This is a genomic window from Pseudomonas sp. B1-22 (assembly GCF_050474425.1).
Lineage (GTDB): Bacteria > Pseudomonadota > Gammaproteobacteria > Pseudomonadales > Pseudomonadaceae > Pseudomonas.
The window spans coordinates 311141-333920 of record NZ_JBCHVH010000004.1 but is presented as its reverse complement, the minus strand read 5'-3'; the positions used below and the strand labels follow the sequence as shown (position 1 = coordinate 333920).

Sequence of the window (22780 nt, the reverse complement as noted above, 5' to 3'; positions counted from 1 at the left end):
GGGCGCCGTTTTGGTTTCTCAGGGCTTGTCGTAGCTGATGCGATATATCGCGCCTTTCTGGTCGTCGCTCACCAGCAGCGCGCCGTCGGGCGCCACCAGTACGTCGACGGGGCGGCCATGCACGCCGCCGTTCGCGTCCAGCCAGCCTTCGGCGAATACGCTCTGGCGCTTGAGCGTACCGTCCTCGTTGAGCTCGACGCGGGCGATGCGGTAGCCGATCTTCTGGCTGCGATTCCAGGAGCCGTGCTCGGCGATGAACAGGTTGTTGCGATACTCCGGCGGGAACTGGTCGCCCGTGTAGAAGCGCAGCCCTAGCGCCGCCACATGCGGACCGAGCTTGGCTACCGGGGGAGTGAAGGCGGAGCAGGGCGTCTTGCCTTGCTCGGGGTCGGCAAGGTCGCCCTGATGGCAGTCGGGATAGCCGAAGTCCTCGCCCACGCGGCTGACCTTGTTCAGCTCGTCGCTGGGCCGGTCGTCGCCCAGCAGGTCGCGGCCGTTGTCGGTGAACCAGAGTTGCTGCGTCTGCGGGTGCCAGGTGAAGCCGACGGTGTTGCGGATGCCGTAGGCGACCACTTCGCGGTCGCTGCCATCGAGGCTCATGCGTTGCAGGTTGGCGTAGCGTTCGCGGTCCGGGCGGCAGATGTTGCAGGGCGCTCCGACCGGAACGTAGAGCTTGTCATCCGGCCCGAAGGCGATGAATTTCCAGCCATGGGCCGTCTCGGCGGGGAATCGGGCGGGCAGCTCCTCGGGCGCAGGCGGTGCGTCGAGGTGCTTCTCGATATCGCGCAGGACCAGGACGCGGCTGATGGCCGAGACATACAGGTCGCCCTTGCGGAAGGCTACGCCCACGGGCATCTGCAGCTTCTCGGCCACCACCGAGACACGGCCGTCCGGGCGCACGGCATAGACCTTGCCAGCGCTCGAACTGCCGACGAACAGGGTGCCCGCATCGCCCCAGGCCATGGCGCGTGCGCCAGGCACCTGGTCGGTAAACAGGCTGATGTGGAAGCCCTCGGGCAGTCGGATGAATCCCAGTGAGTTGTCCGAACAGGCTGGCAGGCTGATCAGACACAACAGCGCAAAAAGCGGCAGCGGACGACGCATGGCATGGATTCCCGGATGAGTGCCACCGGCAGTTTAGACAGCCGCCTTGAAACGGCGCCGGTCTTTCCTCTACCGTAGCGCCCTTCCTGCAGCAGCCCATTCAGCGGAGCCGCCATGAACCTGGCCAGCCCTCGTTCCCTGTTCTTCCTCGCCTTCCTCGCCTGCGCCGCCATGCTCGGCACCGGCTTCTACCTGCAGTACGTGATCGGGCTGGAGCCCTGCCCGTTGTGCATCCTGCAGCGCATCTTCTTCGCGGGCGCCGGACTCTTCGCGTTGATCGCCGGGCTGCATGGCCGTGGCGCTCGCGTGTACTCGGTGCTGATCCTGCTCTGTTCACTGGCCGGTGCCGGCACCGCGGGCCGGCAGATCTGGCTGCAGACCCTGCCGCCGGACCAGTTGCCGGCGTGCCTGCCGCCGCTGGATTACATGCTCGAAAGCATGCCCTACACCAAGATCATCTACACCATGTTCCACGGTTCGGCCGATTGCGCCGAGGTCAGCTGGACCCTGCTCAGCCTGAGCATTCCGGAGTGGAGCCTGCTCGCCTTCATCGCGTTCTCGCTGTTCGCCATCTTCCAGTTCTTCCGCCGCGGCTGAGCGTCGCAGCCCTTTCGGCCCTGGTCTGCGCTGTGCGGCGCAGGCCAGAGAGGCCGCGGCTTGCCGATTAAACGCTCGTATTAATTTTCCGCGCACCGGTGTCTTGAAGGCAGAATCGGGCGGGCATACTCTGGATTTCCATTCCGCCGGAAAGCCGCCACCGAAGAAAACCAATTTCGCGGATGTCGAACGTCGACAGAATATTGTCCCGGGGCGGACATTGCCGGGACGGCGACAAGGGAAGTGAGGACAACATGCTCGAGAGCTGCCGTAATGCCCAGGAACGTTGGGGAGGCGTACACCAGCTGATCGACCGCTGGCTGCGGGATCGACATGAATTGGTCCGGGCATTCGATTCCCTGGACGGTGTCCAGGCGCCGAAGACCAACGCCCAAGACCTCCAGAGCTTCTGCCAGCTTCTGCTCGACTACGTGTCGGCAGGGCACTTCGAAGTCTACGAACAGCTGATGAACGAAGCGCAGGCCTTCGGCGACACCCGGGGTCTGGAACTGGCCAAGCAGATCTACCCCCGCCTCGAAACCATCACCGCCAACGCACTCAACTTCAACGATCGCTGCGACAACGGCGACTGCCGCGAAGGCACCTGCCTGACCAGCGAGTTGAAGAGCCTGCGTCAGCAACTGCACGAACGCTTCGAACTGGAAGATTGCCTGATCGAAGTGCTGCACAACGCACACGGACAGAACGTCGCCACGGTCTGATCGATCGCCTTGTGCGAAAACGGCGCGAGCGCTTTGAGCGATCGCGCCGTTTTTGTTTCAGCGACTCTCCAGCAGCTCGATCTCGAACACCAGGGGCGCGTAGGGTGGAATCAGGTCGCCCGCGCCGTCGGCGCCATACGCCAGTGCCGAAGGCACCACCACTCTCCAGCGAGCGCCTACCGGCATCGCCTGCAGCGCCGTGCGCCAACCGGGAATGACCGCGTCGAGACGGAACCATTGCGGTGAGCTGCTGGCATCGAACGGGCTGCCGTCCGCCAGGTTGCCGCTGTAGTTCACCCGTGCCTCGCGCAGTTGTGGATTGTTGTTGCCGCGTCCTGCTTTCAACTCGCTGACCAACACGCCACCGGGCAATTCGCGAACACCGTAGCGAGCCTTTTCGTTGACCAGAAAACGCTTCTCCGCAGCCCTTGCGGAGTTGCTGGAATCGGTGGGCGCAGGGGAGTTTTTCTGCTCCTGATCGTGGGCGCCGAGCACCGTCGCCATACGCTCGGGCGGCAGTGCCAGCGGCTCGCCGCGATAGCTCTGGCGCAGGCCTTCCAGCAGGTCGTTGATGGCGATGTCGGGGACTTCCTGATGCAGTCTTTCGCCCAGTTGCACACCCAGGCTGTAGGCCAGTTCATCCTTGGGTGGTGCGGCGCTGGCCAGCAGAGGGGCGAGGAGCAAGCAGAGCGGGGCAAGACGAAGCATGGGTTCTCTCGGCTGTGAAATCCGCTGGAGATTATGCCGGGCGCGGCCTCCAGCTCAATCAGGACAGTGGCGAGCGGCTTCTGACGGGGCTAGTATGGGCGCAACCACGTCCGCCAGGAGGCACGTCATGTCGGCCAACAAGAAACCAGTCACTACCCCTTTGCACCTGCTGCAGCAGTTGTCCCACAGCCTGATCGATCACCTCGAAGACGCCTGCAAGCAGGCCCTCGTCGATGCAGAAAAACTCCTCGCCAAACTCGAGAAACAACGCGGCAAGGCACAGGAGAAACTGCACAACGCTCGCACCAAGCTGCAGGACGCCAGCAAAGAGGGCAAGGCCAAGGCTCAGGCCAAGGCGAAGTCCGCCATCGCTGAGCTGGACGATGCGCTGGAAACTCTGAAGACCCGCCAGACTGAAACCCGTGCCTACATTGCTAACCTCAAGCGCGATGTTCAGGAAAGCCTGAAGCTCGCCCAGGGCGTGGCAAAAGTGAAGGAAGCTGCAGGCAAGAGCCTGGCCAGCCGCAAGCCGGCCGCCGCTGCCAAGCCGGTTGCCAAGCCTGCTGCTAAAGCTGCCGCCGCGAAGCCTGCTGCCAAACCGGTTGCCAAGGCTGCTGCCGCGAAGCCCGCCGCTAAACCGGCTGCCAAGGCTGCTGCTGCGAAGCCCGCTGCCAAACCGGCTGCCAAAACTGCTGCCGCGAAGCCCGCCGCCAAGCCGGCTGCCAAAGCTGCTGCTGCGAAGCCTGCCGCAAAACCGGCTGCCAAAGCTGCTGCTGCGAAGCCCGCCGCCAAGCCGGCTGCTAAAGCTGCTGCCGCGAAGCCCGCCGCCAAGCCGGCTGCTAAAGCTGCTGCTGCGAAGCCCGCCGCCAAGCCGGCTGCTAAAGCTGCTGCTGCGAAGCCCGCCGCCAAGCCGGCTGCTAAAGCTGCTGCTGCGAAGCCCGCCGCTAAACCGGCTGCCAAGGCTGCTGCTGCGAAGCCCGCCGCCAAACCGGCTGCCAAGGCTGCTGCTGCGAAGCCCGCCGCCAAACCGGCTGCCAAGCCTGCTGCTGCGAAGCCCGCCGCCAAGCCGGCCGCCAAGCCTGCTGCTGCGAAGCCCGCCGCCAAACCGGCTGCCAAGGCTGCTGCTGCGAAGCCCGCCGCCAAACCGGCTGCCAAGCCTGCTGCTGCGAAGCCCGCTGCCAAACCGGCTGCCAAGCCTGTTGCAGCCAAGCCGGCCGCTCCGGTAGCGCCTGCCGCACCGGCTGCTCAACCGACCGCGCCGGCTGCTCCTGCCGCTGCTCCGGCCGCCAGCGCCACTCCGGCACCGGCAGCTCCGGCCAGCACCAGCAACACCTCCTCCAGCGCTTCCTAAGGCTCAGGAGAGGCTCGCCGCGGTGCGCAGGGTTTCCCGCGCATCGCGGCGCAAGCTGCCAGCGTCTCCCGCCGCTGCATCCAGCCAGCGCGACAAGTCTTCCGCTTCACCCCGTGGCCAATCCTTCGCCACGCTCTCAAGCCGCTCCAGCAGGACCTTTTCCGCGTCCAGCTCCAGTTGCTTGAGTCGTTCGCGCAGACCGGCCAGCGCCGCATCCTGCTGCGCCGCTTCGCGCCATTGCTGACGCAACGAACGCAGCGGCACTATCACCTGATCTCGCCAGTTTCGCGCCGTGCTTTCCAAGGCACTGATACGTGCCGGCGAAAAGGCCACGCCAGTGCTTCCCAGCCACGTCGAAGCGAGCATCAGGCAGACATCCGCACCACCTTCCTGCAGCGCCAGGCAGGCCGCCTCAACCCCGGGGCGGGCGTAGAGTTGCAGCGCATACGACCAGACATCATCAGACATAGAGCACCCACAGCGATTGCCAGGCGAAGCTGATAAACTCCGCCGCCATGATTCGACTACAAAATCTTACGCTACAGCGTGGCCCCCAGCGCTTGCTGGAAGGTGCCGAACTCACCCTGCACGCCGGACAGAAAGTCGGCCTGATCGGCGCCAACGGCGCCGGCAAGTCGAGCCTGTTCGCCCTGCTGCGCGGCCAGCTCGGCCAGGACGCCGGCGACTGCTACCTGCCGGCGGACTGGCGCATCGCGCACATGCGCCAGGAGGTCGATACCCTCGACCGCCTTGCCGTCGACTACGTGCTCGACGGCGACGTGCACCTGCGCAAGATCCAGGCGGATCTCGCCGCGGCTGAAGAGGCCCACGACGGCACCGCCCTGGCGCGCCTGCACAGCGAACTGGACAGCGCCGACGGATACACCGCCGATGCCCGCGCGCGCAAGCTGCTGGCCGGCCTTGGCTTCACCCCCGAGCAGATGGATCGCCGCGTCGGCGACTTCTCCGGTGGCTGGCGGATGCGCCTGAACCTGGCGCAGGCGCTGATGTGTCCCTCCGAACTGCTGCTGCTCGACGAACCCACCAACCACCTCGACCTCGACGCCATCCTCTGGCTGGAAGAGTGGCTCAAGGGCTACCCGGGCACGCTGCTGCTGATCTCCCACGACCGCGACTTCCTCGATGCCGTGGTGGACAACATCGCCCACCTCGAACAGCGCAAGCTGACCCTGTACCGCGGCGGCTACTCGGCCTTCGAGCGCACCCGCGCCGAACGCCTCGCCCAGCAGCAACAGGCGTACGAGAAGCAGCAGGCGCAGCGCGCCCACATGGAAAAATACATCGCCCGCTTCCGCGCCCAGGCCACCAAGGCCCGCCAGGCGCAGAGCCGGATCAAGGCGCTGGAACGCCTGGAAGAACTGGCGCCGGCCCACGTCGACTCGCCGTTCGACTTCGCCTTCCGCGAGTCCGACAAGATTTCCAGCCCGCTCTTGAACCTCTCCGAAGCCCGCCTGGGCTATGGCGAGAAGACCGTGCTGGAGAAGGTCAAGCTGCAACTGGTGCCCGGTGCGCGCATCGGCCTGCTCGGCCCCAACGGTGCGGGCAAGTCGACCCTGATCAAGACCCTGTCCGGCGACCTGTCGCTGCTCTCCGGCGAGCTCGGTCGCGGCGAGAACCTCGCCATCGGCTACTTCGCCCAGCACCAGCTCGATTCGCTCGACCCCAAGGCCAGCCCGCTGCTGCACCTGGCGCGTATCGCCCCGGCCGAACGCGAACAGACCCTGCGCGACTTCCTCGGCGGCTTCGACTTCCGTGGCGATCGCTGCGACGAACCGGTGCTGAACTTCTCCGGTGGCGAGAAGGCGCGCCTGGCCCTGGCGCTGATCGCCTGGCAGAAGCCCAACCTGCTGCTGCTCGACGAACCGACCAACCACCTCGACCTGGAAATGCGCCTGGCGCTGACCCTGGCGCTGCAGGAGTTCTCCGGCGCCGTGGTGGTGGTGTCCCACGATCGTCACCTGCTCAAGAGCACCACCGACGAATTCCTGCTGGTGGCCGACGGGCGCATCCGCGAGTTCGACGGCGACCTCGACGACTACGCCCGCTGGCTGGTGGATTTCCGCGCCCGGCAGACGCCTTCCACCCCTGCCGCACCGGCCGGCGACAAGACCGACAAGCGCGCCCAGCGCCAGGCTGCCGCTGCATTGCGCCAGCAACTGGCCCCGCACAAGCGCGAGGCGGAGAAGCTGGAGAAGGAGTTGGGCAAGGTCCACGAACAGCTCGCCGAACTGGAAGAGCGCCTGGGCGACAGTGCGCTCTACGAAGCCGCGCGCAAGGATGAATTGCGCGACCTGCTGGCCCGCCAGGCAGCCCTCAAGACCCGCGAAAGCGAACTGGAAGAGGACTGGCTGATGGCGCTGGAAACCCTCGAAGAGCTGCAACGCCAATTGGAAGCCAGCGAATGAGGGCGGGCGTGAGCCTGCCGCTGGCGCGGATCGAATCTTCCCACCACCCCTGACGGACATCCCCCACTATGGAATGGCTCACTAGCCCCGAGATCTGGGTTGCCTTTCTGACCCTGACCGCCCTGGAAATCGTTCTGGGCATCGACAACATCATCTTCATCTCGATCCTGGTCGGCCGCCTGCCGGCTGCCCAGCAACCCCGCGCACGTTTCTTCGGCCTGGCGCTGGCGATGGGTACGCGCATCCTGCTGCTGCTGTCGATCACCTGGGTGATGCGCCTGACCGCCGACCTGTTCACAGTGTTCGAGCACGGCATTTCCGGGCGTGACCTGATCCTGTTCTTCGGCGGCCTGTTCCTGCTGTTCAAGAGCACCCTGGAAATCTTCCACAGCCTCGAAGGCGCGGAAGAGGGCGGGCAGCAGGGCGGCAAGACGCGCGGCTTCATGGGCATCATCATCCAGATCGCGATCATCGATATCGTGTTCTCCCTGGACTCGGTGATCACCGCAGTCGGCCTGGTGCAGCACGTACCGGTGATGATCGCCGCGATCGTCATCTCGGTCGGCGTGATGATGCTCTCGGCCGGCACCATCAGCGCCTTCATCGACAAGCACCCGTCGTTGAAGATGCTGGCGCTGTCGTTCCTCATCGTGGTCGGCACCGTATTGATCGCCGAATCCTTCGAAGTCCACATTCCCAAGGGCTACGTGTACTTCGCCATGGCCTTCTCGCTGGCGGTGGAGGCGATCAACATCCGCCTGCGCGGCGCCATGGCGCGCAAGCGCGGCGAAGAGCCGGTGAAGCTGCGCAAGGATGTGCCGAGCTGATTGCTCCGACGTCATCGAAAAGCCCGGCCATGCGCCGGGCTTTTTATTTGTGTGTAGGAGCGGGCCATGCCCGCGATCGCGCGCATGGCGCGCTCCTACAGGTCGACTCCTTGCGATGGGAAATGCGTCTGTCGGCAACACTGGGCGGCGCTACACGACTAGGGCACACTGAGCCTCCGTAACAAATTATTGCGCCTGCCTGGGCGCCGTGAGGTTCGAGATGCTCGCCAGTACCTGGTTCGCCTTCTTCATTGCCTGCTGGGTGATCAGCCTGTCGCCCGGCGCCGGGGCCATCGCCTCGATGTCGTGCGGGCTGCAGTACGGCTTTGCGCGCGGTTACTGGAACGCGCTGGGCCTGCAGTTCGGCCTGGCCCTGCAGATCGCCGTGGTGGCCGCTGGCGTCGGCGCACTGCTGTCCGCCTCCGCGCTCGCCTTCAGCGCGATCAAATGGTTCGGCGTGGCCTACCTGGTCTACCTCGCGTACCGCCAATGGACCTCGCCGCCCCAGGCGATGGTCGCGGAAGGGGAACGCCCCATCGGGCGGCCGCTCTCCCTGGTGCTGCGTGGCTTCCTGGTCAATGCCAGCAACCCCAAGGCGGTGATCTTCATGCTCGCGGTGCTGCCGCAGTTCGTCGATCCGCACCGGCCGATGGCGATCCAGTACGTGATCATGGGCGCGACCATGATCACCGTCGACCTGATCGTCATGGCCGGCTACACCGGTCTGGCCGCCCGTGTACTGCGTGCATTGCGCTCGCCGCGCCAGCAGCGGCTGATGAATCGTACCTTCGCCACCCTGTTCGTGGGCGCCGCCGGGTTGCTCGCCAGCGTGCGCCGCGCCGCGGCCTGAGGGCCTTTGCGCCGCCTCCGCGGCGTCGTCACTGACGCCTCGGATACGGCCTTGCGGGACATTGTCCTTGCATAGACGGAAACCTGAGGTGACAATTTAACCTCATTCATTCTCATTTAGCTTCCGTTATGCAACCCTCCAAACTTCTCGTGTGGCTGTTGCCGCTGGTCGGCCTTTTCAGCCTTGGAGCTCAAGCCGACACGGTTGTCGACCCGTCCCAAGCCCTTCATCTGCTCAGTTATCTCGCCGCCGACTACCCAGCGACCGTTGCGGACGGCCAGGTCGTCGATACCAGCGAATACAAGGAGCAGCTGGAGTTCGTCGGCAACCTCCACGCGCTGATCCTGACCCTGCCGGCCCGCCCTGAGCGCGCCGACCTGGAGAAGGCGGCCGATGCCCTCAAGCAGGCCATCGAGCAACGCCAGCCGGGCGCACAGGTCGCCCAGCAGGCACGTCACCTGGAGGCGCGCGTCGCCGATATCTACCAGGTGGTGCAGACCCCGGCGATCACGCCCGATCCGTCCCGCGCCGCCGATATCTACGCCCAGCAGTGCTCGATCTGCCACGGCGACGCCGGCAAGGGCGACGGCCCGGCGGGCATCGGCCTGGAGCCGCCGCCGGCCAACCTCACCGATCGCGCGCGCCTGGATCACCTGAGCCTGTACGACCTGCACAACGTCATCGGCCTGGGCGTCGCCGGCACCGACATGCCGGCCTTCGCCGACCAGCTCGATGAGCGTCAGCGCTGGGACCTGGCAACCTACGTCGCGAGTCTCAGTGCCGGCCAGGCCAAGGCCGATCCGGCCCATGCCTACCCGCTGGCGACCCTTGCCACCCAGACCCCGGCCGAAGTCGCCGAGCGCGATGGCGAGGCTGCGGCCGAGAGCTTCCGCGCCTTGCGCGCCCGCCCGCCGCTGGAACACCGTGGCCCGGCGCAGCAGATCGACTACACCAGCGCGACCCTGGACAAGAGCTTCGCGGTGTACCGCGCCGGCGACCGCGACCAGGCCTACGACCTCTCCGTGGCGGCCTACCTGGAAGGCTTCGAGCTGGTGGAAAGCTCGCTGGACAACGTCGACGCCGACCTGCGCAAGGCCACCGAGAAGCAGCTGATGGCCTACCGTCAGGCCCTGCGTGATGGCCTGCCGGAGGCCGAGGTGGCGCAGCAGCTGGAGCTGGCCAAGGCCAAGCTGGCGGCTGCCGCCAAGGCCCTGAGCGGTGATTCGCTGAGCTTCTCCATCAGCTTCGTCTCGGCCCTGCTGATCCTCCTGCGCGAAGGCGTGGAAGCGATCCTGGTGCTGGCGGCGATCCTCGCCTTCCTGCGTAACACCGGGCAGGAGAGGGCCGTGCGTGGCGTCCACGTCGGCTGGGGCCTGGCCTTCGTCGCCGGCTTCGCCACCTGGGCGGTCGCGGCTTACGTGATCGATATCGGCGGCGCCCAGCGCGAGCTGATGGAAGGTTTCACCTCGCTGTTCGCCTGCGTGATGGTGCTCTGGCTCGGCGTGTGGATGCATGACCGCCGCCACGCCGCCGCATGGCAGGACTACATCCGCAGCAGCCTGGTCGGTGGCGGTGGCCGCTTCGGCTTTGCCGTGCTGGCGTTCTTCTCGGTGTATCGCGAGCTGTTCGAGGTCATCCTGTTCTACGAGACCCTCTGGCTGCAGGCCGGCCCGGCCGGTCACAACGCGGTGATCGCCGGCGCGGGTACGGCGGTGGTGATCCTGATCGCCATTGCCTTCGTCATCCTGCGCGGTTCGGCGCGTCTGCCGCTGAAGCTGTTCTTCACCGTCAACGCCGCGCTGCTCTGCGCGCTGTCGGTTGTGTTCGCCGGCCATGGCGTGGTGGCGCTGCAGGAAGCCGGGGTGATCGGCACCCGCCCGGTACCGTTCTTCGACTTCGACTGGCTCGGCATCAAGGCCGACGCCTACTCGCTGTCGGCCCAGGCCTTGGCGCTGCTGGCGGTGGTCGTGCTCTACGGCCGCAGCTACTTCAGCGAGCGCCGCAAGGCGGAGAGCATTGTCTCCTCCTGATGCGATAACCACGCGGTTCACAACGGCCAGTGCGATACTGGCCGTTGTGCTTTTCGAAGGAAGGTTTTCCCTGATGCGTATCTGGATCGACGCCGACGCCTGCCCTCGGGCGGCCAAGGAGCTGGTGGCGAAGTTCGCCTTGAAGCGCAAGCTGGAGGTTGTGATGGTCGCCGGCCAGCCCGTGGCCAAGCCGCCGTTCGCCTGCGTCAGCCTGGTGGTGGTGCCCAGCGGGATGGACGCCGCCGACGACTACCTGGTGGAGCAGGCCGAACCCGGCGACCTGGTGATCTGCAGCGACGTACCGCTGGCCGACCGGCTGGTGAAGAAGGGCGTCGATGCCCTCGACCCGCGTGGCCGCGAATTCGACGAGAAGAACATGGGCGAGCGCCTGGCGGTGCGCAACCTGTTCACCGACCTGCGCGAGCAGGGGCAGGTGGGAGGCGGGCAGGCGCCCTACGGCGACAAGGACCGGCAGGCGTTCGCCAATGGCCTGGACCGGCTGCTGACGCGGTTGATGCGCGAGGCGGAAGCCCGCAAGCCATGAAAAAACGCCCGGCATTGCCGGGCGTTTTCATTCAAGGCTGAGCGTAGGAGCGGACTTCGTCCGCGATAGGTCCGCAACGCGCCGGAAACCATCGCGGACGGAGTCCGCTCCTACGAGGTCAAAGGCCCATCAGGCTCAGGCCAGCTCCAGCACCCGATCAACCGCCTTGTTGATGCCGCTGGCGGCCTCGGCGATGGATTGCGCGAGCATGTAGGCCGGGGTGGTGACCAGCTTGTGGGCCTTGTCTTCGACGATCTCTTCCACGCTGCAATCGATGTGCTTGGCGCCCATCCTGGTCAGCGCCTGGGCGGTGCCTTCGTCGGTGCCGATGGTGCATTCCACGCCGGCGCCGTAGATGCGCGCGGCCATGGCCGGGGCGATGCAGATCAGGCCGACCGGCTTCTTCGCCGCGGCGAAGGCCTTGGCCAGGGCCAGCACGTCCGGCTGCACTTCGCACTGGTCACCCTTGAAGGCGAAGTCGCTGAGGTTCTTCGCCGCGCCGAAACCGCCGGGCACGAGCAACGCATCGAAGTCCTCGACCCTGGCTTCGCGAACGTCCTTCACCTCGCCACGGGCAATACGCGCGGATTCGACCAGCACATTGCGGCTCTCGGCCATTTCCTCGCCGGTCAGGTGGTTCAGCACGTGGTGCTGGGCGATGTTCGGGGCGAAGCACTGTACCTTGGCGCCGCGCTGGGACAGACGCAGCAGGGTGATCACGCTTTCGTGGATTTCAGCGCCGTCGTAGACGCCACAGCCGGAGAGGATGACGGCAACTTTCTTTTGCATGGACTGCTCCTGTTCGGGAATGCCGGGCGTGTCGCGATATGCCGCCCGGGTTGTCACCGGCGGTCGGGGCCGGCGATGGGCAAGGGGCTAGGATCAATCATCAGGGCGCGTCGGCCCTGAGGCCTTCCCATAAGCATAACGACTCGGCCGAGCCATGAACTACATCCTCTTCGCCGTACCCTTCTTTTTCCTCCTGATCGCGATCGAGTTGCTCGCCGATCGCTGGCGGGGCATCAGCACCTATCGCCTGAGCGATGCGCTGAACAGCCTCAGCGCCGGGGTGCTGTCCACCACCAGCGGACTGCTGACCAAGGGCCTGGCGCTGGTCACCTACACCCTTGCCTGGCAGCACCTGGCGCTGTTCGAACTGTCGGCGCAGAGCCTCTGGGTCTGGGTGTTCGCCTTCGTCTTCTACGACTTCTGTTACTACTGGAACCACCGCCTGGGCCACGAGCGCAACGTGCTCTGGGCCGCGCATTCGGTGCACCACCAGAGCGAGGACTACAACCTCTCCACCGCGCTGCGGCAGACCAGCACCGGCTTCCTCTTCGGCTGGCTCTTCTACCTGCCCATGGCCGTCGCCGGCGTGCCTCCGCTGGTGTTCCTCACCGTCGGTGCGCTGAACCTGCTGTACCAGTTCTGGGTGCACACCCGGCACATCCCCAAGCTCGGCGTGCTCGAGTGGGTCTTCATCACGCCGTCCAACCACCGCGTGCACCACGCGCAGAACCCGGTGTACATGGATCGCAACTACGGTGGCGTGTTCATCGTCTGGGACCGCCTGTTCGGCACCTTCCAGGAGGAGCTGGACGAGGAGCCGGTGGTGTTCGGCGTGACCGTGCCGCTGGCGAGCTGGAACCCGCTGTGGGCCAACCTGCAGGTCTACGCGCACCTGTGGAACGATGCACGCCGTGCCGGCAGCGTCCGGGACAAGCTGCGTATCTGGTTCATGCGTACCGGCTGGCGTCCGGAGGATGTCGCCCGGCCCTATCCCATGGTCAAGCCGGACCTGGCGACCTTCCGCAAGTTCGAGGTGCCGCTGACGCGCGGTCGAAAGGGGTACGCCGGCGTGCAGTTCGCCACTTACGTGGTGGCCGGCACCTGGCTGCTGGGCGTGGGGGAGGGCTGGCAGGTGCTGCCGCTGGCGATTGGCCTGGCCTGGATGGCGTTCGGGCTGTACGCCATTGGCGCCTGGCTGGAAAACCGCGCCTGGGCACTGAAGCTGGAAGTGCTGCGCCTGGCGCTCAACGTCCCGGTGCTGGCGGCATTGGTGCTGTGGGGCGGGATCGAATTGCCGCAGTGGGCGCCCTGGGCGCTGGCGGTCTACGCCCTGGCGAGCCTGATCGGACTGCTGGGCCTGCGGCGCGCCGAACGGCTGCCCCAGGCCGTCTGAGGGTCAGGTCTTGCTGGCGTTCCTGAAGCGGCGGTGCAGCCAGAGCAGCAGGCCAATGACGATCAGGCCGCCGAGCACCATCAGCTCGTACTTCTTGATGTTGCCCAGCACGCCCTCGAGCACGCTGCCGAAGTAGTAGGCCGCCGAGCCCAGCACGGTGGCCCAGACGATGGCGCCGATGCCGTTGAGCAGCAGGTAGCGTCCCGGCGGATAGCCCGACAGGCCGATGGCCACCGGCATCACGGTACGCAGGCCGTAGACGAAGCGGAAGCTCAGGACCCAGACGTCCGGGCGACGGCGCACATGCTCCAGCGCCTTGTCGCCCATCTGCTGCCAGCGCGGCTTGCGCGCGAGCAGCTTGCGGCCATGGCGACGGCCGAGGAAGTACCACAGCTGGTCGCCGGCGTAGCTGCCCAGGAAGGCCACGGCGATCACGTATTCGAGCTGCATATAGCCGCGAAATGCCAGGAACCCGGCCAGAACCAGAATGGTCTCGCCCTCGAAGAAGGTGCCGAGGAACAGGGCGATGTAGCCGAAATCCTGCAGGAATTGTTGGAGCATTATCGAGGCAACGCAGCGAAATGAACGCGAAGCCTAACCCGGTTGTCGCTCCGGGGGAAGGCGTGCCAGTCGTCACCCCTGACCTGGGGCAACTTCCCGCCGCCGCCAGCTGTCGCCCGGCCGGTGCGGCGGGATGCCGCGACCAAGGGTCACTGTTACCGCTTGTTACCAATCGGTCATAATTCACGGCTATAACTGTCACACTGTGCCTGCCTGTCCAGGCCCCGGAGTACGCCGTGAGCTTCATTCCTGCCGATCGTGCCTTCCCCTTCGCCCGCCTGCGCCGTAATCGCCGCGACGACTTTTCCCGTCGCCTGGTGCGCGAGAACGTGCTGACCACCAACGACCTGATCCTTCCGGTGTTCGTCCTCGACGGCAAGAACCAGCGTGAAGCGGTGCCCTCGATGCCGGGTGTGGAGCGCATGTCCATCGACCTGCTGCTCAAGGAAGCCGAGGAGCTGGTGGAGCTGGGTATCCCGGCCATTGCGCTGTTCCCGGTGACCCCGCTGGAGAAGAAGTCCCTCGACGGCGCCGAAGCCTTCAACCCCGACGGCATCGCCCAGCGCGCCACCCGCGCCCTGCGCGAGCGCTTCCCGGAGCTGGGGATCATCACCGACGTGGCCCTGGACCCCTTCACCAGCCACGGCCAGGACGGCATCCTCGATGAAGACGGCTACGTGCTCAACGACGTGTCCGTCGACGTACTGGTCAAGCAGGCGCTGTCCCATGCCGAAGCCGGCGCCCAGGTGGTTGCGCCCTCGGACATGATGGACGGTCGGATCGGTGCGATTCGCGAGGCCCTGGAGTCGACCGGTCACCTCAACACGCGCATCATGGCCTATTCGGCCAAGTACGCCAGCGCCTACTACGGTCCGTTCCGCGACGCCGTCGGCTCGGCCGCCAACCTCGGCAAGGGCAACAAGGCCACCTACCAGATGGACCCGGCCAACGGCGACGAAGCGCTGCACGAGATCTACGCCGACCTCGCCGAAGGCGCCGACATGATCATGGTCAAACCGGGCATGCCGTATCTCGATATCGTTCGACGGGCGAAGGACGAATTCCGCGCGCCGACCTTTGTCTACCAGGTCAGTGGCGAATACGCGATGCACATGGCCGCCATCCAGAATGGCTGGCTCAGCGAAGCGGTCATCCTGGAGTCGCTGCTGGCCTTCAAACGTGCCGGCGCAGATGGCATCCTGACCTACTTCGCCAAACGCGCTGCAGAACAATTGAAAAAGGGGGGCTGACCCCCGCCGACGAGACTTGCGATGAATACCGAAGGCCTTAGCGAAACCGAAGTTATCGACGCTGACATCACCGAGATCGCCGTGGCGGAGACCACCGAGGCGACGCCTCCGCCGCCGGAGGTGACCGCTCCTGCGGTCAACGTGGACGACAGTGCCCTCTACATTCATCGCGAGCTCTCGCAGCTGCAGTTCAACATCCGCGTGCTGGAGCAGGCGCTGGATGAGTCCTACCCGTTGCTGGAACGCCTGAAGTTCCTGCTGATCTTCTCCAGCAACCTCGACGAGTTCTTCGAGATCCGCGTTGCCGGCCTGAAGAAGCAGATCACCTTCGCCCGCGAACAGGCCGGCGCCGACGGCCTGCTGCCGCACCAGGCGCTGGCGCGCATCAGCGAGCAGGTGCACGAGCAGGTCGCCCGCCAGTACAGCATCCTCAACGACATCCTGTTGCCGGAGCTGGCCAAGCACGACATCCGTTTCATCCGCCGCCGCTACTGGACGCCGAAGATCAAGGCCTGGGTCCGTCGCTTCTTCCGCGACGAGATCGCACCCATCGTCACCCCGATCGGCCTCGATCCGACCCACCCGTTCCCGCTGCTGGTGAACAAGAGCCTGAACTTCATGGTCGAGCTCGAAGGCCTGGACGCCTTCGGCCGCGACTCGGGCCTTGCGATCATCCCGGCTCCGCGCTCGCTGCCGCGGATCATCCGCCTGCCGGAAGAGGTCGCCGGAGCCGGCGACAACTACGTGTTCCTCTCGTCGATGATTCACGCCCACGCCGACGACCTGTTCCACGGCATGAAGGTGAAGGGCTGCTACCAGTTCCGCCTGACCCGTAACGCCGACCTTTCGGTGGACGCCGAGGACGTCGAGGACCTGGCCCGCGCGCTGCGCGGTGAACTCTTCTCGCGCCGCTATGGCGACGCCGTGCGCCTGGAGGTGGTGGACACCTGCCCGACGCACCTGTCGAATTACCTGCTCAAGCAGTTCGGTCTGTCCGAGACCGAGCTGTACCGCGTGAGCGGCCCGGTCAACCTGACCCGCCTGTTCAGCGTCACCGGCCTTGCCAGCCATCCGGAGCTGCAGTACCCGCCGTTCACCCCGGCGATCCCCAAGCTGCTGCAGAAGAAGGAAAACCTGTTCAACGTCCTGGGCAAGCTCGACGTGCTGCTGATGCACCCGTTCGAGTCCTTCACCCCGGTGATCGACCTGCTGCGCCAGGCCGCCAAGGACCCCAGCGTGCTGGCGATCAAGCAGACGCTGTACCGCTCCGGGGCCAACTCCGAGATCGTCGACGCGCTGGTGGAAGCCGCGCGCAACGGCAAGGAAGTGACCGTGGTGATCGAGCTGCGGGCGCGCTTCGATGAAGAATCCAACCTGCAGCTGGCCAGCCGCCTGCAGCAGGCCGGTGCCGTGGTGATCTATGGCGTGGTGGGCTTCAAGACCCACGCCAAGATGATGCTGATCCTGCGTCGCGAAGACGGCGAGCTGCGCCGCTACGCGCACCTGGGCACCGGCAACTACCACGCCGGCAACGCCCGCCTGTACACCGACTACAGCCTGCTGACCGCCGACGTGGCGCTCTGCGAGGACCTGCACAAGCTGTTCAACCAGCTGATCGGCATGGGCAAGACGCTGCGCATGAAGAAGCTCCTGCACGCGCCCTTCACCCTGAAGAAGAACCTGCTGGAGATGATCAACCGCGAGGCCGCCCAAGCCGCCGAGGGCAAGCCGGCGCACATCATGGCCAAGGTCAACTCGCTGACCGACCCGAAGGTCATCCGCGCGCTGTACAAGGCCAGCCAGGCCGGCGTGAAGATCGACCTGGTGGTGCGTGGCATGTGCTGCCTGCGCCCGGGGGTGCCGGGGGTTTCGCACAATATCCAGGTACGCTCGATCATCGGCCGCTTCCTCGAGCACAGCCGGATCTACTACTTCCTCAACGGCGGCGACGAGAAGCTCTATCTCTCCAGTGCCGACTGGATGGAGCGCAACCTCGACATGCGCGTGGAGACCTGCTTCCCGGTGGAAGGCAAGAAGCTGGTTCAGCGGGTGAAGAAGGAGCTGGAGTCGTACCTGGCCGACAACACCCAGGCCTGGGTGCTGCAGGCCGACGGCAGCTACGTGCGCCAGAGCCCCAGCGGCAACCAGAACGCCCGCAACTCCCAGGCGATCCTGCTGGAGCGCCTGTGCACGCCGGTGATCAGCTCGCGCTGATTCCTCGGTCTCGCCGAAAGCCCTGCCTCGCCGGCGGGGCTTTTTATGTGCGTATCAGGGGGGCTTTTCGTAGGGGCGAGCTTGCTCGCGAATCCATGCCCCGCTGCGGGGATCGTTCGCGAGCAAGCTCGTTCCTACAGGTTCCAGTATGCGTTGGGCGCCGCACACCTCCGGAAACCAGAAGGCCCCGGCGCTTGCACGCCGGGGCCTTCTATCTTGCCTGGGGGGTGATCAGCTCACGCTGATCGAATACCCCACGCGCTTGAGCCACTCCGCTTCCTGCTCGAAGTCCGCCTGGGTCAGCGGGTTGGCCGCCAGCCAGCCGTCCGGGAAGCGCACGTCCAGCGACTTGCCGGAGGCCTTCAGGGCCACCGCCGGCATTTCCTGGGTCCCACGGATGTGGTGGAAGAGGATGGCGAAGCGCAGCACGATGCACAGGCGGATCAGCTTGTCGCCTTCGTCGCCCAGTTCGTTGAACTTGTCCGCCGGGATGTTGCGGCGGTGGCCGCGCACCAGCAGCGCCAGGGTCTGCTGGTCGACGCGGGAGAAGCCGGCCAGGTCCGAGTGTTCGAGCAGGTAGGCGCCGTGCTTGTGGTAGTGATAGTGGGCGATATCCAGGCCCAGTTCGTGGACGCGGGCGGCCCACATCAGCAGTTCGCGATGGCCCTCGTCGTTCAGGTCCCAGGCCTCGGCGACCTGGTCCAGCGATGCCAGTGCCTTGGCCTCGACACGCGCGGCCTGCTCCGGGTCGACGTGATAGCGCTCCATGAGCGCGCTGATGGTGCGTTCGCGGACGTCCTCGTGGTGATGGCGGCCGAGCAGGTCGTAGAGCACGCCTTCGCGCAGGGCGCCTTCGGAGTGGTCCATGCGGCTCAGTTCGAGGGCATCGAACAGCGCCTCGAGGATCGCCAGACCGGCCGGGAAGATCGGTCGGCGGTCGGGCTTGATGCCGTCGATATCGAGCTTCTCGGCTTCGCCCGCCTTGAACATCTTGCGCTTGAGCCAGGCTAGGCCCTCGGGGTTGATCTCGCCGTTGCCGTGGCCGCCGGCCTGGATCGACAGGCAGATGGCGCGGATGGTGCCGGAGGCGCCCACCGCCTCGTCCCAGCCCAGGCGGCGCAGGCTGTTCTCGATGCTCATCAGTTCCAGGCGCGCCGAGGTGTAGGCCTGGGCGTAGCGCGCAGGGGTGATCTTGCCGTCCTTGAAGTAGCGCTGGGTGAAGCTCACGCAGCCCATCTGCAGGCTCTCGCGCAGTTGCGATTCGAAGCGCTGGCCAATGATGAACTCGGTGCTGCCGCCGCCGATGTCCACGACCAGGCGGCGACCGGCGGTGTCCGGCAGAGTGTGGGACACGCCCAGGTAGATCAGGCGCGCTTCTTCACGGCCGGAGATGACTTCCACGGGGTGGCCGAGGATCTGGTCGGCGACGCGGATGAAGTCGGTGCGGTTGCGCGCCTCGCGCAGGGCGTTGGTGCCGACCACGCGTACCGAGCCCGGCGGCATGCCGCTGATGAACTGGGCGAACTGCTTCAGGCAATCGAAGCCGCGCTGCATGGATTCGGCGGTGAGCATGCGGTCTTCGCCGATGCCGGCGGCCAGCTGGACCTTCTCGCCCAGCCGCTCAAGGATGCGTATCTCGCCGTGATCGGCCTTCGCCAAAACCATGTGGAAACTGTTCGAGCCGAGGTCGATGGCCGCGATCAAGGGAAAGGTCTTGGCTGGGGTATAGGGCATGTTTGAAGGTCCGGACGAATACAGGAGACATCCTGCCATTTTAGGCAAGGAGTGCCAATGAAGAGGGTGTCACCGATCAGCGAATGCCGCATCAGCGATAGATAGACTCAATCAGCTGTGCCTTTCGGTGCGGGCCGAGGCGGGATATGATGACGGACACTTTTTCGCATCCGATTGACGGAGAGAATACATGAGCGAACATATCGTCAATGTTACCGATGCCAGCTTCGAGCAGGACGTACTGAAGTCCGACGGTCCCGTGCTGGTCGACTATTGGGCCGAATGGTGCGGCCCGTGCAAGATGATCGCCCCGGTACTCGACGAGATCGCCAAGGACTATCAGGGCAAGCTGAAAGTCTGCAAGCTGAACATCGACGAGAACCAGGACACCCCGCCGAAGTACGGCGTGCGCGGCATCCCGACCCTGATGCTGTTCAAGGGCGGCAACGTCGAAGCGACCAAGGTTGGCGCACTGTCCAAGTCCCAGCTGGCAGCCTTCCTCGACAGCAACATCTGAGTCGAAGCCTGCATGAAAAGCCCCGCAAATCAGCGGGGCTTTTTTCTTTTTACCGCTATTTTTCCCTAGACGCTCCGAAACCCGGGTGTTAAATTCGGGCGCACAACGTTGATTTACGTTGTTCCCTGCAAGCCGTCGCCGACGCACTTCCTATTCGAATTCCAAGCGATCCTGTCCGTCATCTGCGGCACGGCTCTTCAAGCATCACGCTTGTTCCCTTTTCCCCTTTCAGCGTATTTACGTCCCCTTCTATGAATCTGACCGAACTCAAGCAAAAGCCGATTGCCGAATTGCTGGAAATGTCCGATGCCATGGGCCTGGAAAACATGGCTCGTTCGCGCAAACAGGACATCATCTTCGCGCTGCTGAAGAAGCACGCGAAAAGCGGTGAGGAAATCTCCGGCGACGGCGTGCTGGAGATTCTGCAGGACGGCTTCGGCTTCCTGCGCTCCGCCGATTCCTCGTACCTGGCCGGCCCCGACGACATCTACGTCTCGCCCAGCCAGATCCGGCGCTTCAACCTGCGCACCGGCGATACCATCATCGGCAAGATTCGTCCGCCGAAGGAAGGCGAGCGTTACTTCGCGCTGCTCAAGGTCGACACGATCAACTTCGACCGCCCGGAAAACGCGAAGAACAAGATCCTGTTCGAGAACCTGACCCCGCTGTTCCCGAACAAGCGCCTGACCATGGAAGCCGGCAACGGCTCCACCGAGGACCTCACCGGCCGGGTGATCGACCTCTGCGCCCCGATTGGCAAGGGTCAGCGCGGCCTGATCGTCGCACCGCCGAAAGCGGGCAAGACCATCATGCTGCAGAACATCGCGGCGAACATCACCCGCAACAACCCCGAGTGCCACCTGATCGTCCTGCTGATCGACGAGCGCCCGGAAGAAGTGACTGAGATGCAGCGCACCGTGCGCGGCGAAGTGGTCGCCTCCACCTTCGATGAGCCGCCGACCCGCCACGTGCAGGTCGCCGAGATGGTGATCGAGAAGGCCAAGCGCCTGGTCGAGCACAAGAAGGACGTGATCATCCTGCTCGACTCCATCACCCGTCTGGCCCGTGCCTACAACACCGTGATCCCCAGCTCCGGCAAGGTGCTCACCGGCGGTGTCGACGCCCACGCCCTGGAAAAGCCCAAGCGCTTCTTCGGCGCCGCGCGCAACATCGAGGAAGGCGGTTCGCTGACCATCCTCGCCACCGCGCTGATCGAAACCGGCTCGAAGATGGACGAAGTGATCTACGAGGAATTCAAGGGCACCGGTAACTCGGAGCTCATCCTCGACCGTCGCATCTCGGAAAAGCGCGTGTTCCCGGCGATCAACATCAATCGCTCCGGCACCCGTCGCGAAGAGCTGCTCACCGGTGAGGAAGAGCTGCAGCGCATGTGGATCCTGCGCAAGATCCTCCATCCGATGGACGAGATCGCCGCGGTCGAATTCCTGCTCGACAAGCTCAAGCAGACCAAGACGAACGATGAGTTCTTCGACTCCATGAAGCGCAGCAAATAATCGCTCTGAGAGTACAACGAGGCCGGGGAAACCCGGCCTTCGTGTTTCTGCGAAGCGTTGTTAGCGGCTAAACTGTCGCATCTTCACCTTCGCATCGAGACTCCTCATGCAGTATCGCGACCTGCGCGAGTTCATCGCCGCCCTTGAGCAGCGTGGACAGCTCAAGCGCATCCAGGCGCCGGTTTCCCCCGTGCTGGAAATGACCGAGGTGTGCGACCGCACCCTGCGCGCCAAGGGCCCGGCCCTGCTGTTCGAAAAGCCCACCGGCTACGACATCCCCGTGCTCGGCAACCTGTTCGGCACGCCCGAGCGCGTGGCCCTGGGCATGGGCGCCGAGGATGTCTCCGAGCTGCGCGAGATCGGCAAGCTGCTGGCCTTCCTCAAGGAGCCCGAGCCGCCCAAGGGGCTGAAGGACGCCTGGTCCAAGCTGCCGATCTTCAAGAAGGTCATCAGCATGGCGCCCAAGGTCCTGAAGGACGCGCCCTGCCAGGAAGTGATCGAGGAGGGCGACGACGTCGACCTGTCGAAGCTGCCGGTGCAGACCTGCTGGCCCGGCGACGTGGCGCCGCTGATTACCTGGGGCCTGACCGTCACCCGCGGGCCGAACAAGGAACGGCAGAACCTCGGCATCTACCGCCAGCAGGTGATCGGCCGCAACAAGGTCATCATGCGCTGGCTCAGCCACCGCGGCGGCGCGCTGGACTACCGCGAGTGGTGCCAGAAGCACCCGGGCAAGCCTTACCCGGTGGCCGTGGCCCTGGGCGCGGACCCGGCGACCATCCTCGGCGCCGTGACCCCGGTGCCGGACACCCTTTCCGAATACGCCTTCGCCGGCCTGCTGCGCGGGCACAAGACCGAGCTGGTGAAGTGCATCGGCAGCGACCTGCAGGTGCCGGCCAGTGCCGAGATTGTCCTCGAAGGGGTGATCCATCCCGGCGAGATGGCCGACGAAGGCCCGTATGGCGACCACACCGGCTACTACAACGAGGTGGACCGCTTCCCGGTGTTCACCGTCGAGCGCATCACCCGCCGGCAGAAACCGATCTACCACAGCACCTACACCGGCCGCCCGCCGGATGAACCGGCGATCCTCGGCGTGGCGCTGAACGAAGTGTTCGTGCCGATCCTGCAGAAGCAGTTCCCCGAGATCACCGATTTCTACCTGCCGCCCGAGGGCTGCTCCTACCGCATGGCGGTGGTGACCATGAAGAAGCAGTATCCCGGCCACGCCAAGCGCGTCATGCTGGGTGTGTGGTCGTTCCTGCGACAGTTCATGTACACCAAGTTCGTTATCGTCACCGACGACGACATCAACGCCCGCGACTGGAACGACGTGATCTGGGCCATCACTACGCGCATGGACCCCAAGCGCGACACGGTGATGATCGACAACACGCCGATCGACTACCTGGACTTCGCCTCGCCGATCTCGGGCCTGGGCTCGAAGATGGGCCTGGACGCCACCCACAAGTGGCCGGGCGAGACCAGCCGCGAGTGGGGCAGGGTGATCGAGAAGGACCCGGCGGTGACCCGCCGCGTCGACGAAATCTGGGCGAGCCTGGGCATCGATTGAGGCGCAGGTAACCTTGTAGGAGCGGGTCATGCCCGCGACCTGGCGCCGCTGCATGGCAAGGTTCGCGGGCATGGCC

Annotated in this window: 19 protein-coding genes and 1 pseudogene; 14 read left to right on the top strand and 6 right to left on the bottom strand. The window is 65.3% G+C overall.

What is annotated here, in order from left to right:
• Positions 1–18: 18 nt before the first annotated feature.
• Positions 19–1104 (bottom strand): PQQ-dependent sugar dehydrogenase, encoded by a 1086-nt coding sequence (locus ACQ5BL_RS17100; RefSeq protein WP_243808693.1) that lies wholly within the window; start codon positions 1102–1104, stop codon positions 19–21.
• A gap of 114 nt (positions 1105–1218) precedes the next feature.
• On the opposite strand from ACQ5BL_RS17100, the gene ACQ5BL_RS17095 reads away from it, so the two are divergent.
• Both ACQ5BL_RS17095 and rsd read left to right on the top strand, forming a co-directional pair.
• Positions 1219–1701 (top strand): disulfide bond formation protein B, encoded by a 483-nt coding sequence (locus ACQ5BL_RS17095; protein WP_243808694.1) that lies wholly within the window; start codon positions 1219–1221, stop codon positions 1699–1701.
• 254 nt (positions 1702–1955) lie between these two features.
• On the top strand, positions 1956–2423 hold the full coding sequence (gene rsd, locus ACQ5BL_RS17090; protein ID WP_207885774.1) for a sigma D regulator: 468 nt from the start codon (positions 1956–1958) through the stop codon (positions 2421–2423).
• Between the two features lie 57 nt (positions 2424–2480).
• On the opposite strand, the gene ACQ5BL_RS17085 is transcribed toward rsd, so the two are convergent.
• Positions 2481–3131 (bottom strand): FKBP-type peptidyl-prolyl cis-trans isomerase, encoded by a 651-nt coding sequence (locus tag ACQ5BL_RS17085; RefSeq protein ID WP_243808695.1) that lies wholly within the window; start codon positions 3129–3131, stop codon positions 2481–2483.
• Positions 3132–3258: 127 nt separating this feature from the next.
• Here ACQ5BL_RS17085 and ACQ5BL_RS17080 point away from each other — a divergent pair.
• Positions 3259–4350 (top strand): annotated as a pseudogene (locus tag ACQ5BL_RS17080) (AlgP family protein); the annotation flags it as partial.
• Positions 4351–4485: 135 nt separating this feature from the next.
• Here ACQ5BL_RS17080 and ACQ5BL_RS17075 read toward each other — a convergent pair.
• Positions 4486–4950 carry a TIGR02444 family protein gene (locus ACQ5BL_RS17075; protein WP_243809145.1) on the bottom strand — a complete coding sequence of 155 codons (465 nt, stop codon included), beginning with the start codon at positions 4948–4950 and terminating at the stop codon, positions 4486–4488.
• A gap of 47 nt (positions 4951–4997) precedes the next feature.
• Between ACQ5BL_RS17075 and ACQ5BL_RS17070 the strand changes: the two genes are divergently transcribed.
• The 5 genes from ACQ5BL_RS17070 (at position 4998) to ACQ5BL_RS17050 (ending at position 11159) form a co-directional block, all read left to right on the top strand.
• Positions 4998–6908, top strand: coding sequence for an ATP-binding cassette domain-containing protein (locus ACQ5BL_RS17070; protein ID WP_243809146.1), 1911 nt, complete (start codon positions 4998–5000; stop codon positions 6906–6908).
• A gap of 68 nt (positions 6909–6976) precedes the next feature.
• Positions 6977–7735: a TerC family protein gene (locus ACQ5BL_RS17065; protein WP_207885769.1), complete on the top strand. Its 759-nt coding sequence runs from the start codon at positions 6977–6979 to the stop codon at positions 7733–7735.
• A gap of 220 nt (positions 7736–7955) precedes the next feature.
• Positions 7956–8585 carry a LysE family transporter gene (locus ACQ5BL_RS17060; RefSeq protein ID WP_207885768.1) on the top strand — a complete coding sequence of 210 codons (630 nt, stop codon included), beginning with the start codon at positions 7956–7958 and terminating at the stop codon, positions 8583–8585.
• A 128-nt stretch (positions 8586–8713) separates the two neighbouring features.
• Entirely contained in the window at positions 8714–10615 is a 1902-nt protein-coding gene (locus tag ACQ5BL_RS17055; RefSeq protein WP_243809147.1) for a cytochrome c/FTR1 family iron permease, read from the top strand.
• A 73-nt stretch (positions 10616–10688) separates the two neighbouring features.
• Positions 10689–11159 (top strand): YaiI/YqxD family protein, encoded by a 471-nt coding sequence (locus ACQ5BL_RS17050; RefSeq protein WP_243809148.1) that lies wholly within the window; start codon positions 10689–10691, stop codon positions 11157–11159.
• Positions 11160–11294: 135 nt separating this feature from the next.
• Here the strand turns inward: ACQ5BL_RS17050 and elbB are convergent, their stop codons facing one another.
• A complete protein-coding gene (gene elbB / locus ACQ5BL_RS17045) occupies positions 11295–11948 on the bottom strand; it encodes an isoprenoid biosynthesis glyoxalase ElbB (RefSeq protein ID WP_207885765.1) in 654 nt (217 codons plus the stop codon).
• Positions 11949–12102: 154 nt separating this feature from the next.
• Here elbB and ACQ5BL_RS17040 point away from each other — a divergent pair, with 154 nt between their 5' ends.
• Positions 12103–13341, top strand: coding sequence for a sterol desaturase family protein (locus ACQ5BL_RS17040; RefSeq protein WP_243809149.1), 1239 nt, complete (start codon positions 12103–12105; stop codon positions 13339–13341).
• 3 nt (positions 13342–13344) lie between these two features.
• Here ACQ5BL_RS17040 and ACQ5BL_RS17035 read toward each other — a convergent pair whose 3' ends face one another.
• Positions 13345–13905: a DedA family protein gene (locus ACQ5BL_RS17035; RefSeq protein WP_207885885.1), complete on the bottom strand. Its 561-nt coding sequence runs from the start codon at positions 13903–13905 to the stop codon at positions 13345–13347.
• Positions 13906–14138: 233 nt separating this feature from the next.
• Here ACQ5BL_RS17035 and hemB point away from each other — a divergent pair, with 233 nt between their 5' ends.
• Both hemB and ppk1 read left to right on the top strand, forming a co-directional pair.
• Entirely contained in the window at positions 14139–15152 is a 1014-nt protein-coding gene (gene hemB, locus ACQ5BL_RS17030; RefSeq protein ID WP_207885763.1) for a porphobilinogen synthase, read from the top strand.
• A gap of 21 nt (positions 15153–15173) precedes the next feature.
• Entirely contained in the window at positions 15174–17366 is a 2193-nt protein-coding gene (gene ppk1, locus ACQ5BL_RS17025; RefSeq protein WP_207885762.1) for a polyphosphate kinase 1, read from the top strand.
• A gap of 231 nt (positions 17367–17597) precedes the next feature.
• Here ppk1 and ppx read toward each other — a convergent pair whose 3' ends face one another.
• Positions 17598–19100: an exopolyphosphatase gene (gene ppx / locus ACQ5BL_RS17020; protein WP_243809150.1), complete on the bottom strand. Its 1503-nt coding sequence runs from the start codon at positions 19098–19100 to the stop codon at positions 17598–17600.
• A 190-nt stretch (positions 19101–19290) separates the two neighbouring features.
• On the opposite strand from ppx, the gene trxA reads away from it, so the two are divergent.
• The 3 genes from trxA to ubiD all read left to right on the top strand — a co-directional run bounded on the left by trxA (position 19291) and on the right by ubiD (position 22704).
• On the top strand, positions 19291–19617 hold the full coding sequence (trxA, locus tag ACQ5BL_RS17015; RefSeq protein WP_015475045.1) for a thioredoxin TrxA: 327 nt from the start codon (positions 19291–19293) through the stop codon (positions 19615–19617).
• A 251-nt stretch (positions 19618–19868) separates the two neighbouring features.
• A complete protein-coding gene (gene rho / locus ACQ5BL_RS17010) occupies positions 19869–21131 on the top strand; it encodes a transcription termination factor Rho (protein WP_207885760.1) in 1263 nt (420 codons plus the stop codon).
• A gap of 106 nt (positions 21132–21237) precedes the next feature.
• Positions 21238–22704 carry a 4-hydroxy-3-polyprenylbenzoate decarboxylase gene (ubiD, locus tag ACQ5BL_RS17005; protein ID WP_243809151.1) on the top strand — a complete coding sequence of 489 codons (1467 nt, stop codon included), beginning with the start codon at positions 21238–21240 and terminating at the stop codon, positions 22702–22704.
• The last annotated feature ends 76 nt before the right edge of the window (positions 22705–22780 follow it).

Bases quoted from the DNA above. Each gene is read 5' to 3' on its own strand.
- ACQ5BL_RS17100 (WP_243808693.1), bottom strand. From the start codon at position 1,104: ATGCGTCGTCCGCTGCCGCTTTTTGCGCTGTTGTGTCTGATCAGCCTG.
- ACQ5BL_RS17095 (WP_243808694.1), top strand. From the start codon at position 1,219: ATGAACCTGGCCAGCCCTCGTTCCCTGTTCTTCCTCGCCTTCCTCGCC.
- rsd (WP_207885774.1), top strand. From the start codon at position 1,956: ATGCTCGAGAGCTGCCGTAATGCCCAGGAACGTTGGGGAGGCGTACAC.
- ACQ5BL_RS17085 (WP_243808695.1), bottom strand. From the start codon at position 3,131: ATGCTTCGTCTTGCCCCGCTCTGCTTGCTCCTCGCCCCTCTGCTGGCC.
- ACQ5BL_RS17075 (WP_243809145.1), bottom strand. From the start codon at position 4,950: ATGTCTGATGATGTCTGGTCGTATGCGCTGCAACTCTACGCCCGCCCC.
- ACQ5BL_RS17070 (WP_243809146.1), top strand. From the start codon at position 4,998: ATGATTCGACTACAAAATCTTACGCTACAGCGTGGCCCCCAGCGCTTG.
- ACQ5BL_RS17065 (WP_207885769.1), top strand. From the start codon at position 6,977: ATGGAATGGCTCACTAGCCCCGAGATCTGGGTTGCCTTTCTGACCCTG.
- ACQ5BL_RS17060 (WP_207885768.1), top strand. From the start codon at position 7,956: ATGCTCGCCAGTACCTGGTTCGCCTTCTTCATTGCCTGCTGGGTGATC.
- ACQ5BL_RS17055 (WP_243809147.1), top strand. From the start codon at position 8,714: ATGCAACCCTCCAAACTTCTCGTGTGGCTGTTGCCGCTGGTCGGCCTT.
- ACQ5BL_RS17050 (WP_243809148.1), top strand. From the start codon at position 10,689: ATGCGTATCTGGATCGACGCCGACGCCTGCCCTCGGGCGGCCAAGGAG.
- elbB (WP_207885765.1), bottom strand. From the start codon at position 11,948: ATGCAAAAGAAAGTTGCCGTCATCCTCTCCGGCTGTGGCGTCTACGAC.
- ACQ5BL_RS17040 (WP_243809149.1), top strand. From the start codon at position 12,103: ATGAACTACATCCTCTTCGCCGTACCCTTCTTTTTCCTCCTGATCGCG.
- ppk1 (WP_207885762.1), top strand. From the start codon at position 15,174: ATGAATACCGAAGGCCTTAGCGAAACCGAAGTTATCGACGCTGACATC.
- ppx (WP_243809150.1), bottom strand. From the start codon at position 19,100: ATGCCCTATACCCCAGCCAAGACCTTTCCCTTGATCGCGGCCATCGAC.
- trxA (WP_015475045.1), top strand. From the start codon at position 19,291: ATGAGCGAACATATCGTCAATGTTACCGATGCCAGCTTCGAGCAGGAC.
- rho (WP_207885760.1), top strand. From the start codon at position 19,869: ATGAATCTGACCGAACTCAAGCAAAAGCCGATTGCCGAATTGCTGGAA.
- ubiD (WP_243809151.1), top strand. From the start codon at position 21,238: ATGCAGTATCGCGACCTGCGCGAGTTCATCGCCGCCCTTGAGCAGCGT.